Here is a 16,324-nt window from a genome sequence, read left to right as displayed (position 1 = left end):
TCTCGAAAAAGTCAGGGGGAATCACTAAAAAATTTACAAGAAATGAGCGTGAAACTCCGTATAAAAGGCATGTGAAAGCGTTTTATAATGAGGTCACACCGAACAAGAGGTGAACGATGGGGAGGAAAAAACATGATTATTACGAAAAAAATGGGGGTTCTCGTTGTGGCTTCCTGTCTGATGCTGCTCTCAGCAGCTTGCGGGAACAGCGCTACCACAGGATCAAGCACAACGGCTCCAGCAGCAAACGCAGGAGCTACGGCAGCTCCAGCAGCACCGGCAGCAGGGAAGAAAATCTCGCTTGGTTTTGCTCAAGTTGGAGCGGAAAGCGGATGGCGAACAGCGAATACGAAGTCGATTCAGGATTCGGCCAAAGACGCCGGTTTTGATTTGAAATTCTCTGATGCCCAGCAAAAGCAAGAGAATCAAATCAAAGCAATTCGTACTTACATTCAACAAAAAGTGGACGTTATTGCTTTCTCGCCAGTTGTTGAATCCGGTTGGGATACGGTTCTGAAAGAAGCGAAAGATGCGAAAATCCCGGTCATTCTGACAGACCGTGCGGTTGATTCCAAGGATACCTCTTTGTATGTGACGTTCATTGGCTCTGATTTCGTAGAAGAAGGCAAGAAAGCAGGCAAATGGGTTGCCGATAAGTACAAGGATGCGAAGGAAGATGTGAACATTGTTGAGCTTCAAGGAACAACAGGTTCTGCTCCGGCTAACGATCGCAAAGCCGGTTTTGCTGAAGAGATCAAAGGAAACACTCATTTGAAAGTCATTGCCTCTCAAACAGGTGATTTCACTCGGGCAAAAGGGAAAGAAGTGATGCAGGCGTTCCTGAAAGCTCATAAAGATATTGATGTGCTATATGCCCATAATGACGATATGGCGCTTGGCGCCATTCAAGCGATTGAAGCAGCTGGCCTCAAACCAGGCCAAGACATTACCATTATTTCCGTTGATGCGGTCAAAGACGGTATGACAGCTGCAAGCGAAGGTAAAATCAACTTTATCGTTGAATGTAACCCATTGCTTGGACCTCAATTGATGCAGGCTGTCAATGATGTGATTGCCGGCAAGCAACTTGAGAAACGTATTGTAACGAAAGAAGGCGTGTTTACTTCGGAAGACGCGAAGAAGGTTCTGGCAGACCGCCAGTATTAATAACTAAAGAGAAAAGAAGAAAGCCACTCCATACAAGTAGCAGGTGGAGTGGCTTTTCTCTATATGGAGAGGAGTCATTCGATGAGTGAACATCAGCCGATCTTGCAAATGAAAAATATTCACAAACAATTTCCAGGTGTCAAAGCGCTGTCAGGTGTCAACTTCCAGCTGTTCCCCGGTGAAGTTCACGCTCTGATGGGGGAGAACGGGGCTGGAAAATCAACCTTGATTAAGGTTCTCACGGGTGTATATGCCATTGACCAAGGTTACGTAGAAATGGATCAGAATCCAATCAAGATCAATAGTCCTTTGGATGCACAGCAAGCGGGAATCAGCACGGTGTACCAGGAAGTCAACTTGTGTCCGAATCTCTCTGTAGCGGAGAATATGTTTATTGGCCGCGAGCCACGTCGCTTCGGTCGTATTTTATGGAAAAAAATGAATCTGGAAGCTGCGGAGCTGTTGAAGAAAAGAATGAATTTGGAAATTGATGTGACACTGCCTTTGCATCATTATTCGGTTGCTGTACAGCAATTAATTGCGATTGCGAGAGCTGTCAGTATTTCCGCTAAAGTGCTTATCTTGGATGAACCTACGTCCAGTCTGGACCGAGGAGAAGTCATGCAGCTGTTTACCGTCATGACGAGACTGAAGAAGGAAGGCTTAGCGATTCTATTTGTGACACATTTTATTGATCAAGTGTACGAAATCTCAGATCGAATAACCATTCTTCGTAATGGAGAATTTGTTGGAGAGTATATGGCTGAGAAGCTCTCTCGCATAGATTTGGTTTCCAAGATGATTGGCAAAGACCTGCATCTGCTGGAGGAACTTCCGAAGAGCGCGAACGTTCAAAGAATGAAAGCGGAAGCCTTACTAGAAGCCTATTCACTGGGGAAAAAGGGTTCCATTGAAGCCACGGATTTGACCATTCATAAGGGGGAAATTATTGGTTTGGCAGGGCTTCTGGGTTCCGGAAGAACCGAGTTTGCGAGGTTGCTCTTTGCAGCGGATCGAGCAGATTCCGGTAAGCTGAAGTTCACGGATTCGGATGAGCCAATCCACTCACCGAGACAAGCGATTGACCAGGGCATCGCCTTCTGCTCCGAGAACCGCAAAGCAGAAGGCATCATTGATGATCTGACCATTCGGGAGAATATCATCCTCGCTCTGCAGGCAACACGTGGCTGGTTTAATGCGATTCACCGCAAACGGCAGAATGAAATTGCGGATGAATATATCCGCGCCTTGAATATTAACCCGCCGAATCCGGAGCATCTTATCAAAAATTTAAGCGGAGGCAATCAGCAGAAAGTGCTCCTGGCGAGATGGCTGCTCATGGATCCTAAGCTGCTAATCTTAGATGAGCCAACTCGGGGGATCGATATCGGGGCCAAGGCGGAAATTCAAAAACTTGTCCTCTCGCTGTCTCAAAAGGGCATGTCGGTGCTCTTCATTTCGTCCGAGCTTGAAGAAGTACTTCGGGTTAGTGAGCGCATTGCCGTACTGCGGGACCGCAAGAAAGTGATGGAGATGTCCGGCGAAGAAATAAGTCAGCGTAATGTTATGAAAGCGATAGCGGGGGGATGAGGAACATGGTTAAGCATCATTTGTTTTGGCCGGTAAGCATGTTAGCTGTGCTGCTGGTGTTCAATTTCATTTATTCGCCCAGTTTCTTCTCCATTCAAATGAAGGATGGGCACTTATATGGCAGTTTGATTGATATTTTGAATTTCGGATCTCCGCTGATTCTCGTGGCGATTGGAATGACCTTGGTCATTGCGACGAAAGGTATTGATCTTTCCGTTGGCTCGGTGGTGGCCATTTCCGGCGCGCTATCTTGTCTAACGATTAGCAAAAGCAGTGATCAGAACGCCGTGGGCGTACTTCTGCTATCGATTGCGATTTCACTCGTGTTGTCGCTGCTGCTCGGTTTGTGGAATGGCTTCTTGGTTGCCAATGCCGGCATTCAACCAATCATTGCGACGTTGATTCTGATGGTCGCCGGACGAGGGATTGCCCAGCTGATCACTGGAGGGCAAATCATCACGATCACGAGCTCTACGTACAAATATATTGGTGCAGGTTCGCTAGCCACTTTGCCATTCTCCATCTTTCTGGTCGCAATCGTGTTTGCTGCAGCAGCTTTACTGACGCGTAAAACAGCGCTTGGCCTGTTTATTGAATCAGTCGGCTGCAAACCGACAGCGAGCCGTTTAGCGGGCATTCGCTCTCGTACAGTTATGCTCGCTGTCTATATGTTCTGCGGTGTATGTGCAGGAATAGCCGGTTTGATCTTGAGTTCGAACGTATCGAGCGCTGACGGCAACAACGCCGGTTTGTGGTACGAGCTGGACGCGATTCTTGCCGTTGTCATCGGTGGCACCTCGCTCAACGGGGGAAGATTTTACTTAACCGGCACGCTGATCGGCGCACTCATTATTCAAACACTGACTACTACGATATACATGATCGGAGTTCCGCCTGAAATTACGCTGGTCGTAAAAGCTTTTGTCGTGCTGGCGGTCTGCTTGATTCAATCCGAGGCTTTCCGCCAATCCATCGTTACCCGCTGGAAGAGCCGCCATTATCCGGCCGAACGGGAGGTCAAACACCATGTTGCTTAATCGTAAATATATTCCGATCTATGTGACGATCTGTTTATTCGCCTTAATGTTTATCGCAGGTTCTTTCCGTTACGCAGGCTTTTTTTCCATGCAGGTTCTGCTGAATCTGCTCATCGACAACGCCTTTTTATTAATAACGGCTGTGGGGATGACCTTCGTCATTGTCTCCGGCGGGATCGATCTCTCGGTCGGTTCCGTGATCGCCTTAACGACTATGATCTCGGCTTCGCTGGTGCAGGCAGGCTGGTCGCCCTTCCTTGTTATTCCGCTCGTACTTATCTTAGGTGCGTTATTCGGATGGGGAATGGGAGCTATCATCTACTATTTCAAAATTCAGCCCTTCATCGTTACGTTGGCCGGCATGTTCCTAGCGCGAGGGTTATGTTATGTGATCAGCATTAATACGATTACCATCGATAATCCAATATACACGAGCATAGCTCAGACCAAAATTCCGCTGCCTGGCGGCAACTTCATTTCGATTAGCGTCATCATTGCTTTGGTTGTTGTTGCAGTAGGCATGTATATGGCCCATTACACGCGCTTCGGACGCAATGCGTATGCCATTGGAGGGAGTGAGCAGTCGACGATCCTGATGGGATTGCCTGTTGCTCGAACGAAAATGGGCGTGTATGCATTCAGTGGTTTCTGTTCAGCGCTAGCGGGTGTTGTATTCACGTTCTACATGCTTTCTGGTTATGGCTTGCACGCCTTGGGGATGGAGCTGGATACCATCGCCGCTGTTGTGATCGGCGGTACACTTCTGACGGGCGGAGTTGGTTATATGGCTGGCACCTTCTTTGGGGTTCTGATCCAAGGAGTGATTCAGACCATCGTAAGTTTCGAGGGAACACTTAGTTCGTGGTGGACGAAAATTGCGATCGGCATGCTCCTTTGTTTATTCATTTTACTTCAGAAGGCATTAAGTGAACGGAATTGGTTTACCAGAAAAAGCATGTAATCGGTTTTACCCGAAGGCTTTGAAGGGCAATGAACAATTGTCTAGCAAAGTCTTTTTGTCTGCATATTGTACCTTAATTGAAAGCGTTTTATAATACAAGCTAAGGAATTGGAAGGAAATTTTTGTTAAAAGGGGACGCCGATGCTGGGAAGATCATTCCGCTCATTAATGAAAAGTAAATTGTTGATTATCCTGTTTTTGGGCATGATTTCAATTCTATATATGTTTGATTCTGTGCATAATTCCTCCACTGGATTACCATCTAGCGAGGAGAAATCCGCCGCTAAAAACGTAGTAAATCACAATGACCAAGATCAAGGTCTCGTTCGTCCGATCGTATTGGGATTTTCGCAGTTGGGGTCGGAAAGTGCATGGCGGAATGCGAACACGATATCCATTCGAGAGGCAGCGGAGGAAGCAGGCATCGAGCTGCATTTTGAGGATGCGGATCAATCACAATCCAAGCAATTTGAAGCGATTCGGACTTTTATCAAACAAAAAGTAGATGTGATCGCGATCGCACCGGTGATCGAGTCAGGCTGGGAACCGATCTTGAAAGAGATCAAACAAGCTGGCATCCCGCTGATTATTCTGGACCGATTAGTGAATGTCAGTGATCCATCCTTATATGTGACATATATCGGCTCGGATTTTTACGAAGAGGGCCGCAAAGCCGGGAAATACGTAATTGATAAAATGAACAGCCGAAAAGATACCGTCGGCATCGTTGAGCTCGTGGGAACGGAAGGGTCGACCCCCTCAATTGCCAGAGGGAAAGGATTTCGAGATGTCATCAAGGAACATGCGAATCTTAAGATTTTAAAAAGTGAATCGGCCGATTTTACGTTTGCGCAGGGTAAGCAAGTCATGAAGTCTATACTTACTAACATGAGTAACGAAATTAATGTTTTGTATTCACATAATGACGATATGGCGTTAGGTGCCATCGAGGCGATCGAGGAGTTTGGACTTCGTCCCGGAAAGGATATTATCATTATTTCTGTAGACGGCACGAACAAAGCATTTGAGAAAATGGCTGAGGGCAAAATTAACAGTGTCGTGGAATGCAACCCTTTGCTAGGTCCTAACTTGATGCAAGCTGTCAATGAACTTATGCAAGGACGGAGCTTGCCGAAAAGAATTGTAACCCCTGAGAGCGTGTTTACGGAGACGATGGCTTTGGAAGAGGTTGGAAAAAGGAAGTACTGACCTCATACATATATTGACTAATGGGTATGTAGTTGTATAATACATATATTAACAATGATTGCATGATACAATCATATCCAAAATAACCATTCGTAAACAGTGAAAAGGGGAGACGAAGTGACGAGCAGCTCATCCGGCAAATCGGCGTTCTGGTTCATTATTTTAGCTATCTTTTTCGGGAACTTTATGTCTATTCTCAGCTCGACCACAATAAACGTGGCATTCCCGATATTTATGAAAGACTTTGGCGCTGAGCTGGGCAAGGTTCAGTGGATGATTACCGGTTTTTTGCTCGCTACGGGGGTTGTCGCTCCGATTGTGGGGTATTTCGGTGACCGATTCAGCTATAAACGGTTGTATATTTTCGCCTTGTCGGGGTTTACGCTGTTTTCCGCGCTTTGCACGGTAGCCTGGAGCATTGATACACTCATCCTTTTTCGAATCCTGCAAGGTGTATTCAGCGGTTTAATTATTCCAACGACGCTAACGATGATTTATCAATTTATCGAAAAAGACAGACAACCGTTCGCGATGAGCTTATGGAGCTTGTCCTCCATGCTGGCGCCGGCATTTGGACCGACCTTGGGAGGCTTGCTAACGGAATATTTCGGCTGGCAGTCGTTATTTCTGCTTAATTTGCCTCTTGGGATTGCAGCTGTCACCGTGGCGATCAAATGTCTGCCTTATCAGAGTATCAACACGTCGAAGACGTTTGACTTTCCTGGATTTATTACCGTTCTGCTCAGCAGCTCCTTTATTATTCTTTCGTTTACCGAAGGGAACGGCTGGGGATGGACCAATTGGAAAACGCTCATCTGTTTGCTTCTTGGGATAGTAACGCTAATTTATTTTATCCGCAGGGAGCTGGGGCTGGCTAATCCGCTGCTTAATCTTAGCGTGTTTCGAACGAGCCGTTTTACATACAGTTTAATCATTAACTGTATTATTACGGCTTCGCTGTACTCGGGTACTCTATTGATTCCCGTATTTGTGCAGGACGTACAGCATTCGACCCCGCTGGTTACAGCGCTCGTACTGCTGCCCGGTTCGCTCGTCATGGCGCTTTGTTCCCCTGTTGTCGGCAAGCTCTACAGTCGAACAGGGCCTTTTCCACTCATCTTGGGCGGTGTATTGCTGCTAATCGCGTCCAATTGGGAGTTAAGCCATATTAGTTTGCAAGCTTCCCACGTGTATGTCGCGGGCTGGATGACCCTTCGTTATGTCGGGATTTCGCTGGCCTTCATGCCGGTTATGAATGCGGGGATGTCGTCCATTTCAAAAGAGAGGTCGGGGCATGCCTCGTCTGTGACGAACTGGGTCAGGCAAGCAACAGGGGCGCTTTCAATTGGCGTGTTCAGCTCCTTGCTTGCTGCGCGGTCGCTCGTTCACCAGAAAGAGCTGAGTGGAGCTTCGTCGGTAAGCACCTCGTTCATCCGTGATCAGAGCATGACGCTGGCGGTTCAGGATGTGTTCCTGATTGCCGTATTTATTTGTATCGTAGCAATTCCGCTTACTTTCGTTCTGAAAGAGAAGAGGAACAAGCCGCAGCAGGCGGTTCTTCAGAAGTAATCGGTTGTACCTTGGTAATGATACATAAATAAAAAGGACGCATGGGAAACCATTGCGTTCTTTTTATATTTGGAAATCAAAGATAAAAGTAAGTTATTTCCAATATGTGTTAAAATAATGTAGTATGTAAAGTTGCAAGTGAAACCTTTGAAAGGGATGGGGAGTTATGATTGAATGCCCTTGGTGTAATCAACCGGTTCATTTGAGAGATAATGTTTGTCCGAATTGTATGCAAGAAGTTCTTCTTGAGCATTTAGAAGATGAACAGCGTTCTATAGAAGAGAATAAGAGCTTTGATTTTGAAGAGCTTAGTGTTGAGGATGCAATTGCGAATAAATATAAATGTGTGAAGTGTGGAACGCAGGAATGTTCTGTCAAAGAAGTTGCGATGAACGGCACGGGTCTTAGCAAGATTTTGGATATCGAATATAACCACTATTTATTTGTTTCTTGCTTGAATTGCGGCTTTGTAGAAGTTTATAATCCTGATGTATTAAAAGGACATAAGTCAGGTAAGTTAGGAACCATTATGGATATTTTATTCGGAGACTAGTTGATGTTACTGAAATGTGAGCGAGGCGTCAGTGTCAAGAGGTTTTAATCCGTCTCATTTTGAGTTACGATAATTGTTGGGTTATTTTTCACTAGAAGAAGTAAAGCTGCATCAGCAAATGGAGGGAAGCACACTGGAAAACTTTGCATGCTTATACATCGTACGCGGCGAACCTTATCGACCGGGCACCTGCGTGAATCTAAGTGAGGACGAAACACTGGTCGGCCGGGTATCCAATCAGTTAACTCCAGATTTAGCTTTTACGAATGCTTTTATTTCCCGTGAGCATTTTGTCATCCGTAAGGAGCAAGACAAGGCTGTGCTATATGATTTAGGGAGTCGCCACGGAACGGAAATCAACGGCGTACTGCTAACGCCGCATACGCCATACACGCTGAAAAATTTCGATATCATTAAGCTGTCTAAGGGGATGACCGTCATCCACTTTTCTTATATGTTTGCCGATCAAACCTTAGAATTCGAACCGCTCAGCATCACCAGTCATCTGGAAGTTCCTGAACTGCCACTTACGATTCATTGGGAAAGAAGAGAATGTGTCGTGGAGGGCAAGCGAATCCTCATGTCCGAGAAAGAATATTTACTGATTCGCGTACTGCATGATCATGCCAACCGGCTCGTTCCGCTCGAGGAAATTAAATCCAAGGTATGGCCGGAAAGATCAACGGGTACAGAAGGCTTCTCTGATGTGACACTGGACGAACTGAATGCCCTGATCTATCGGGTGCGAAAAAAATACGGGAAAGCTACCTTCTTGATAAGCGCAGTACGCGGTAGCGGCTACATGCTCGAAACGGAACTGAAATCGTCATAAGGAAAGAAGGGACACTTCTTGAAATATATACAGGCTGAGTATTCTGGCCCACTTAACGGAACCGTACATATCCCAGGAGCGAAGAACAGCTCCCTTGCTTTACTTGCTGCTGCTTGTCTGGCAGACAATATCGTCACATTAGAGGGCATTCCATTAATCGATGATGTCCGAATCATTGCGGAAATTGGCCGTGATATCGGATTGAAGCTGCAGCAGGATGGCGGACAAGTTATTATTGACCCGCGTTGGATTCACAGTTCTGTGATTGATCCAGGCAAAGCTTCGAGCTATCGGGCGTCTTATTATTTTGCAGGATCTCTATTATCCAAATTCGGCAAAGTCACGATCGGGTTGCCTGGTGGAGATGACTTCGTTTCACGGCCCATTGACCAGCACATTAAGGTCTTTAAAGCGCTTGGGGCGCAAGTCCATCTTTTCAAAGATTATTACGTCGTCGAAGCTGCCGAACTGAAGGGGGCCGACATTTTTTTCGATACCATTACTTCGGGTGCTACGATTAATGCCATGTTAGCCGCTGTACGGGCCAAGGGACGGACAAATTTGCATAACGCGGCTATGGATCCTGAAGTTTGCGATACGGCAAATTTCCTGAATCGATTAGGCGCACGCATCTATGGTGCGGGAACGGAACATATCCGAATTGAGGGTGTCTCCTATTTGGACGGGGGAACGCACACGGTTATTCCAGACAGGCTGATTGCCGGGGCTTTTCTGATGGCAGCCGGACTCCATGGGGGACAGGTTACGGTCATGGACGTCATTCCGGAGCATCTGGGTTCGTGTTTAGCCAAGTTACAGGAAATAGGGATGTACGTGGAATGCGGCGATAATCATATTACGGCATATGGAACGAATTCGCTGAAAGCGACACGTATTCGCACGGGGATGTATCCGAGTTTCGCTACGGATTTACAGCAACCTATGACCGCGCTTCTACTGCAAGCCAAGGGGAAGAGCATAGTGACAGACCGTATCTATCCTAAGCGGTTAGCTCATGTTGCGCAGCTACGACGGCTCGGCGCCGAGATCGAGTTGCGGCAGGAAAGTGCCTTTATTACAGGTGGACGCCCTCTGCAAGGCGGATGGGTGCATGCCTCCGATGTGCGTGCAGGCACTTGTTTGCTGATGGCGGGTCTAGCGGCAGAGGGTTATACGTATATAACCGGCGTTGAGCATATCGAGCGCGGCTATGAAGACGTTATTGGCAGCTTCAGATCCATAGGGGCCAAACTTTCGATGCACGAGCTGAGCGCGCAAGAGCACCTTGATCAGATTCGTGAATCTCAATGAAATAGATACAAACAACATCTCACAAACATCGCCATCGAAACTGGCGGTGTTTTTTTATTTGAATAAACGGTTTGCGTTATGTTGCAAATACAACAAAATTGATGTACTATTTTTACACCGCCTGTGAAAAATACATGATTAGTGGAGTTGTGAATATGAAAGAAATTTTACGTGAAGTTGGAATGATTGCTCGGGCGTTAGATTCTATCAGTAATATTGAGTTTAAAAAATATGATCTTACAAAAGGCCAATATTTGTATCTTGTTCGTATCTGTGAAAATCCGGGAATTATTCAAGAGAAGTTAGCTGAGATGATAAAAGTAGACCGGACAACAGCTGCTCGGGCGATTCAAAAGCTAGAGTTAAACGGATTTATTGAAAAGACGGATGATCAAAATAACCAAAAAATCAAAAAGCTTTTTCCTACAGAGAAAGGGAAAACGGTTTATCCGTATATAAAAAGCGAGAACGATTATTCCAATAATGTCGCACTTGCCGGATTTTCCGATGGTGAAATAGAAACGATTTTTAACCTGCTGCAAAGAGTCAGAAAAAATGTTGAAAAAGACTGGGAGTTTGTAAAAAAAGGAAATAAGCGAAAGTATTGAATTGGTAAATTGGAGGATTACTATCATGACTATACATATAAAGCAGTGTACTCTCGAGGAACTAGGATTGTTGCAAGAGATTAGCATTGAAACATTTACTGAGACTTTCAAGCATCAGAATTCACCTGAAAATATGAGAGCATACCTCGAAAAAGCATTTCATCCGAAGCAATTAGAAAAAGAATTGTCAAATATCTCTTCGGAGTTTTATTTTATTTATTCCAACGAGGAATTGGCAGGGTATTTAAAGGTAAACATCCATGATGCACAGACCGAATCAATGGGAAATGATGCTCTGGAAGTGGAGCGGATTTATATACGAAAAAATTTTCACAAACAAGGGCTTGGTAAATATTTATTAAAAAAAGCGATTGAAATTGCGATGCAACGGGATAAAAAGAAGATTTGGCTAGGCGTCTGGGAGCAAAATGAGAATGCAATAACCTTTTATCAAAAAATGGATTTTGTAAAAACAGGAGCCCACTCCTTTTATATGGGTGATGATGAACAAATCGATTTGATCATGACCAAGGTGCTTAGCTAAGATTGGAAAAATAAGCAACCTTTTCCGATTTCCATAGTCTAATGTCTTGGATTGATGGAGAAGATGGAGGCAAAGATCATGAGAAATCGCAAGGTTGCTGTGATGTTATTGGCTTGAAAAGAGGGTCAAGGTTTCTATGTCATGCTGTTGCAGCCTTAATGCATTAGCAAGTTTGAATAAGTTTGAATATGCTCAATATATCTTTTTGCTTCTTGAGAGAGGTAGCTATCGTTATCCTGAGCAGTTGCTCCATAGGTTACAAAAGCTGGGAGATAAGTTCCATTACATTTTGTAATCGTTCGCTGGATAGGTTTTAAAAACTCACTGATTGTGAACCAATTGTCTCCACCTGCTCGATAACAGTTCTCCGTACCCCCTGTTGTTGTTGCAACAATAAATTCTTTACCAAGCAAATTATCACCTCCCGGTCCATAAGCCCAGCCATACGTGAATACATCATCGAACCATTTTTTTAAAAGGGGCGGACAACTGTACCAGTAGAATGGAAATTGTAAAACAATTCGATCATAGGCTAAAAGTAATTGTTGCTCCTTCTCAATGTCAAAAATCCAATTTGAATACTCCTGATATAAGTTTCGAACATGTAAGTTCGGATGTTTACGAAGTTCAAGCATCAATGCTCGATTTGCACGGGAAGTCTCTAAATTCGGGTGGGCTACGATAACCATAGTTTTCATTTTAATCCTCCTGGATCCAACAAGTTATTTTTACTACACCTCCATTATTGAGTCGAATGAAATATTTGAAAAGTACGCTCTTTTTTCATACTAAGTCTGGAAAACCGTACAACTAGGATCTAAAGGACTTGGGAATAGTACGTTTAACCATACTAAGTACGAAATAATATAGTACTTACGAAATTCAGGATACTTTGGTAAAGTCGGAGTAAGAGTTTCGGATCTTGCAGTAAAAGGAGTTGAAATCATGGATATAGATAGGAATCAATCGTATCGAACACAGGGGATCGTGACTACTTTACAAATGATAGGTGGGAAATGGAAGCCTTTGATATTGTTTATTTTGATGAAAGGGGGGACCAAACGGTTCGGTGAATTGAGACGTTTGCTCCCCGAAGTCACGCAAGGGATGCTTACGAACCAGCTCCGTGAATTGGAGAAAGATAAGCTCGTCGTTCGGCAAGTGTTTCAGACGATTCCTCCAAAAGTCGAATATTCTCTTTCTGACCATGGAAGAACATTAAGCGCTATTCTGACCGATATGTGCGGGTGGGGGTTTCACCACATCGATTTTATAAACAAAACGAATGACGTCCAGGATACGAAAACGCACTGAATAATTCAAAACGAAAAACCGCTTGCGGAAGCTAATTTCCCGTAAGCGGCTTTTTGCGCATTTCATTTAAGAAAATACCCTGCTCATCAAAACATCCAGCGCATGTTCGATCTCTTGCAATTCTTCTTTGGATACGTTTCCGAGTTTCTGGACGAACTGAGCTTCAACTCGCTGAAAAATGTCGCCCATCATCGCACTTCCTTCTTTCGAAAGCCGTATCGATTGTTTGCGACGGTCTTCGGCATCGGTAACCTTCTCGCACAATTGTTTTTCACTTAGTTTTCTAAGCTCACGGCTCGTGTTAGGCATGGACATATGCATGCAGTCACTGATTTCACTGAGTGTAACGGGCTGGCTGACGGAAATGTATTCTAGAATCTTATATTGAACGGGAGTAAGCGACTCTGATCTCACATCTTTGGTCATCTCATGCGTTACTTGGTGGACTGCGGCCGTGAAGGACACGAATTTCTGAAATAGGACATTGTTCTCCACATGATCACCTCGTATAAAAAATAATATCAAAATAATTATCAATAAACAATTATCATTTGACAATAAAAAACGGAATGTGCTACGATTTACTTATCAAAAGATAAGTAAAGGAGTGTTGTAATGAAAACGCTGATTATTTACACGCATCCCAATCATCGCAGTTTAAGTTATGCCTTTTTACAGAAAGTCGTCCAAGGAAGCAGTGAAAATCCGAAAATTAGTGAAGTGAGGGTCTTGGATCTATATGAGGAGGGATTTAATCCGGTCCTGGTCTTTAATGAACAGAAGCGTAGAAGGGATATGCACGCCGACCCCGATCTTGCCATCTACAGGGAGCAACTCAGCTGGGCGGACAAAATTGTGTTTGTCTATCCGATCTGGTGGGGGCGGCCTCCAGCCATGCTTATGGGCTATATCGACCAGATGTTTGCTTCGGGTTTTGCCTATAAGGATAAGGGCGGGATGTTGCCGGAAGGGCTTCTGAAAGGGAAGTCAGTGGTGTGTATTTCGAGTATGAAGGGACCGGTCTTATATCCGTTGTATTGGCTGAATAACGCGCACAAAGTTTTAATGAAAAAAGCACTTTTTAACTATGTAGGCATTAAAAAAGTAAAGTTTTTTGAATTTGGCAGCATGGAGAGTCCACGAGGCAAACAGCAGCAGAAATTAGAGAAAGTTTATGACTATTTCAAAACCGTAGACCGTTAACCGTACTGGCTGCCGCTGTTTTAATATTTGCGTTTTTTAATTAATTGCCGCAGAGAATCAAAGGCCAAACTTATTCCGATAAGGATTCCTGAGAGAGCGACTAAGAGAGCAAAATACTGAAAGACCGAATAATCAAGCATTTTTCTCCAATTAATAGGTCCTTTTAAATCTTCAATGACCTGATTCATTCCGTATATGCCACTTATCACCGTATAGATTGTCAAAATGCGCAGCAAATAACTGGCCCGTTTATTCGTATAATTGGATTGATATTCAAACAGATCGGTCAATGTCCGCTTAACTTCAACAAACAGCTCATCGTTCCCATAGAACTTGCGCAGCTGTAGGAAGATTTCTTTTCCTTGGGATTGGGAAACAACTTCAATAAAATAATATTTGGCGGAAAAATCAGTAATGGAACGGATCAGTTCTTCAATTTTTCCCTGGTTCTGCTCCAAACGGACTTGTGAGTATTGGTTGGAAATTTTGAGAAGCACGATTTTGTGAAACAAATTAAGCAGCAGTCCATAATAATACTCACCGTACATTTTATTGGCTATTTTGACCGCGACAGCATGAGATTGTTTTGTGATACAAGAAAAGGCATTTTCATCCGTGATAAAGTAAGTATCCGGACCCCACCTGTCATAAGAGTGCAGCTCGCCATAGGATTTTATATAGTTCAAATTTGTTGCACCAATGAAAGGTTTGCCCTCTTTATCCAACCCGTCAATACGTGCAGCTCGATAAATGTCCACTAAAGAAATTTCTGAGTCCTCAACCAGCGAGTAAAAACATGCCACATACATGCATTCATCCAGAAAAAAAGGCAGCTTCTCAAAGATGACCTCGTCCACTCGTTCATGGTCTAAAAATGCCGAAGTATTTGGCCCTAGAATATGAAATATAAACGATTCACTTTGTTTAAAAGTTTTCTCGTTATATTGAATGTAAGATTCGTCATCCTGTTTGTTCATATTTTGAAGCACTCTAAATCGTTTTGCGAATTCCAGAGCCAGGGAATAATTGATCTCCTCACATTTCAGTTCTGTGCGAATTGTGATGAATCCGAGATCGAAGGGGCAAAGTATAACGTCAACGGAATGAATCGTAAAAGCTAAATTGTAATATGGCGAGTGAAGGGAGCACACAATATTCAACTGCTTGGAATAACGTCTAAACCCCTGTTCATTATCCTTCTCATGAGGAAATAGGAAGCTGCTTGTAAATGGAAGATAATAATGCTCCATTTCCCTGTGAGACACACGGTTTTCGGGTCCATAATACTTATCTTCTTGCATTGTCTCACCAATAAAAAAAGGAATAAATTCATCTTTGAGCAATTGTTCCTTAAAACGATTTTGAGAATTTAGTTTGATGGAAAAAGGGAAGATAAATTGATGCAAAGCCACTTGCATGCTTTTTTCAGTTATCGCTACACGGTTCTCCACTTCTAAACCCCCACATTTCAAATTATGATATCTAATATTCCCCACTTAGGGTAAAAATACAAAATGTGGTCTGGAAAGACTTGAAGTTAAACAATGAAAGAGGGATTAGGATGAAGCTTTCAGGCAATGTGATACTTATTACAGGCGGAAGCGGTGGAATTGGGTTAGCTTTCGCTGAACGATTCGCCAAATTAGGCAATCAAGTGATTGTCTGTGGAAGACGTGAGGAGGCTCTTCAACAAGCAAAAGAGCAGATCCCTGATCTTATTACTCGCGTATGTGATTTGGATAGCGAATCCGATCGCGTGGCCTTATTTGATTGGGTAACCACAAACTACCCTGAAGTTAATGTGCTTGTTAACAATGCAGGAGTCCAGCAGCGTTTTAATGTTTTGAAAGTGGATGCAAGGAGCAACTGGGGCTATTTCAACAAAGAAATCACCAGTAATTTGGATGCGCCGATCCATCTAGCCTTACTATTTGCACCGTTTTTTGCCTCAAAAGATAAGGCGGCAATTATTAATGTTACTTCAGGACTTGCTTTTACCCCTTTCGCAATTGCTCCGATTTATTCGGCTACGAAAGCGGCGCTTCATTCATTTACGATGAGCTTGAGACAACAGTTGTCGGATACAACCATTGAAGTTATTGAGGTTGCACCTCCCGCGGTGAATACAAATTTAGGCGGCGCGGGGTTGCATACAACCGGGGAGCCACTAGATGCTTTTGCTGATGGAATTTTCGAAGGTCTGAAAGAGGGCAAGCAGGAAATCTCATACGGCAGCGCTATCGCTCGTTTACGCATGTCACGAGACGATATTGATAAGGCTACTGAAGCACTTTGGAATGCTACAAGAGGTATGATTGAATAAAATTGATCACGAGGCAGCCGACTAGCGGCTGCCTTTTCTGCGAGATTTTAATGGTACGTGTAAGCCTATATTTTGCATAAAAGTTCCAAACACCGCTCAAACT

General features: G+C 44.1%; 17 protein-coding genes. 14 read left to right on the top strand and 3 right to left on the bottom strand.

What is annotated here, in order from left to right; genetic code table 11:
• Positions 1-132 precede the first annotated feature (132 nt).
• The 11 genes from GON05_RS18470 to paiA all read left to right on the top strand — a co-directional run bounded on the left by GON05_RS18470 (position 133) and on the right by paiA (position 11,381).
• Positions 133-1,167, top strand: a complete 1,035-nt coding sequence (locus GON05_RS18470) for an ABC transporter substrate-binding protein (RefSeq protein WP_157320708.1) — start codon at positions 133-135, stop codon at positions 1,165-1,167.
• Positions 1,168-1,248: 81 nt separating this feature from the next.
• Entirely contained in the window at positions 1,249-2,757 is a 1,509-nt protein-coding gene (locus tag GON05_RS18465; protein ID WP_157320706.1) for a sugar ABC transporter ATP-binding protein, read from the top strand.
• Between the two features lie 5 nt (positions 2,758-2,762).
• A complete protein-coding gene (locus GON05_RS18460) occupies positions 2,763-3,794 on the top strand; it encodes an ABC transporter permease (protein ID WP_157320704.1) in 1,032 nt (343 codons plus the stop codon).
• Positions 3,784-4,755, top strand: a complete 972-nt coding sequence (gene yjfF / locus GON05_RS18455; RefSeq protein ID WP_157320702.1) for a galactofuranose ABC transporter, permease protein YjfF — start codon at positions 3,784-3,786, stop codon at positions 4,753-4,755. The genes GON05_RS18460 and yjfF overlap by 11 nt, the downstream gene beginning before the upstream one ends.
• A 168-nt stretch (positions 4,756-4,923) precedes the next feature.
• A complete protein-coding gene (locus tag GON05_RS18450; RefSeq protein ID WP_157320700.1) occupies positions 4,924-5,964 on the top strand; it encodes an ABC transporter substrate-binding protein in 1,041 nt (346 codons plus the stop codon).
• Between the two features lie 117 nt (positions 5,965-6,081).
• On the top strand, positions 6,082-7,533 hold the full coding sequence (locus tag GON05_RS18445; protein ID WP_181646135.1) for an MDR family MFS transporter: 1,452 nt from the start codon (positions 6,082-6,084) through the stop codon (positions 7,531-7,533).
• A 229-nt stretch (positions 7,534-7,762) separates the two neighbouring features.
• Complete coding sequence (locus GON05_RS39375) at positions 7,763-8,086, top strand: zinc ribbon domain-containing protein (RefSeq protein ID WP_338114109.1); 324 nt, start codon at positions 7,763-7,765, stop codon at positions 8,084-8,086.
• Positions 8,087-8,159: 73 nt separating this feature from the next.
• A complete protein-coding gene (locus GON05_RS18435; protein ID WP_246239245.1) occupies positions 8,160-8,918 on the top strand; it encodes an FHA domain-containing protein in 759 nt (252 codons plus the stop codon).
• Positions 8,919-8,936: 18 nt separating this feature from the next.
• Positions 8,937-10,229 (top strand): UDP-N-acetylglucosamine 1-carboxyvinyltransferase, encoded by a 1,293-nt coding sequence (murA, locus tag GON05_RS18430; RefSeq protein ID WP_157320696.1) that lies wholly within the window; start codon positions 8,937-8,939, stop codon positions 10,227-10,229.
• A gap of 155 nt (positions 10,230-10,384) precedes the next feature.
• On the top strand, positions 10,385-10,837 hold the full coding sequence (locus tag GON05_RS18425) for a MarR family winged helix-turn-helix transcriptional regulator (RefSeq protein ID WP_157320694.1): 453 nt from the start codon (positions 10,385-10,387) through the stop codon (positions 10,835-10,837).
• Between the two features lie 25 nt (positions 10,838-10,862).
• Positions 10,863-11,381: a spermidine/spermine N(1)-acetyltransferase gene (gene paiA / locus GON05_RS18420; RefSeq protein ID WP_157320692.1), complete on the top strand. Its 519-nt coding sequence runs from the start codon at positions 10,863-10,865 to the stop codon at positions 11,379-11,381.
• Between the two features lie 155 nt (positions 11,382-11,536).
• Here the strand turns inward: paiA and GON05_RS18415 are convergent, their stop codons facing one another.
• The gene (locus GON05_RS18415) at positions 11,537-12,079 is read right to left on the bottom strand and encodes an NAD(P)H-dependent oxidoreductase (protein ID WP_157320690.1); all 543 of its coding nucleotides are present in this window, start codon (positions 12,077-12,079) and stop codon (positions 11,537-11,539) included.
• 247 nt (positions 12,080-12,326) lie between these two features.
• On the opposite strand from GON05_RS18415, the gene GON05_RS18410 reads away from it, so the two are divergent.
• Positions 12,327-12,695: a winged helix-turn-helix transcriptional regulator gene (locus GON05_RS18410; RefSeq protein WP_157320688.1), complete on the top strand. Its 369-nt coding sequence runs from the start codon at positions 12,327-12,329 to the stop codon at positions 12,693-12,695.
• 66 nt (positions 12,696-12,761) lie between these two features.
• Here the strand turns inward: GON05_RS18410 and GON05_RS18405 are convergent, their stop codons facing one another.
• Entirely contained in the window at positions 12,762-13,190 is a 429-nt protein-coding gene (locus GON05_RS18405) for a MarR family winged helix-turn-helix transcriptional regulator (protein ID WP_181646134.1), read from the bottom strand.
• Positions 13,191-13,310: 120 nt separating this feature from the next.
• On the opposite strand from GON05_RS18405, the gene GON05_RS18400 reads away from it, so the two are divergent.
• Complete coding sequence (locus tag GON05_RS18400; RefSeq protein ID WP_157320686.1) at positions 13,311-13,898, top strand: NAD(P)H-dependent oxidoreductase; 588 nt, start codon at positions 13,311-13,313, stop codon at positions 13,896-13,898.
• Between the two features lie 20 nt (positions 13,899-13,918).
• Here the strand turns inward: GON05_RS18400 and GON05_RS18395 are convergent, their stop codons facing one another.
• The gene (locus GON05_RS18395) at positions 13,919-15,349 is read right to left on the bottom strand and encodes a hypothetical protein (protein ID WP_157320684.1); all 1,431 of its coding nucleotides are present in this window, start codon (positions 15,347-15,349) and stop codon (positions 13,919-13,921) included.
• Positions 15,350-15,459: 110 nt separating this feature from the next.
• Here GON05_RS18395 and GON05_RS18390 point away from each other — a divergent pair, with 110 nt between their 5' ends.
• Positions 15,460-16,221, top strand: coding sequence for an SDR family oxidoreductase (locus GON05_RS18390; RefSeq protein WP_157320682.1), 762 nt, complete (start codon positions 15,460-15,462; stop codon positions 16,219-16,221).
• Positions 16,222-16,324: the final 103 nt, after the last annotated feature.

Origin of the sequence: Paenibacillus anseongensis, from assembly GCF_009757995.1 — a bacterium.
Taxonomy (GTDB): domain Bacteria; phylum Bacillota; class Bacilli; order Paenibacillales; family NBRC-103111; genus Paenibacillus_E; species Paenibacillus_E chondroitinus.
This window is presented reverse-complemented; position numbering and strand designations above follow the sequence as displayed.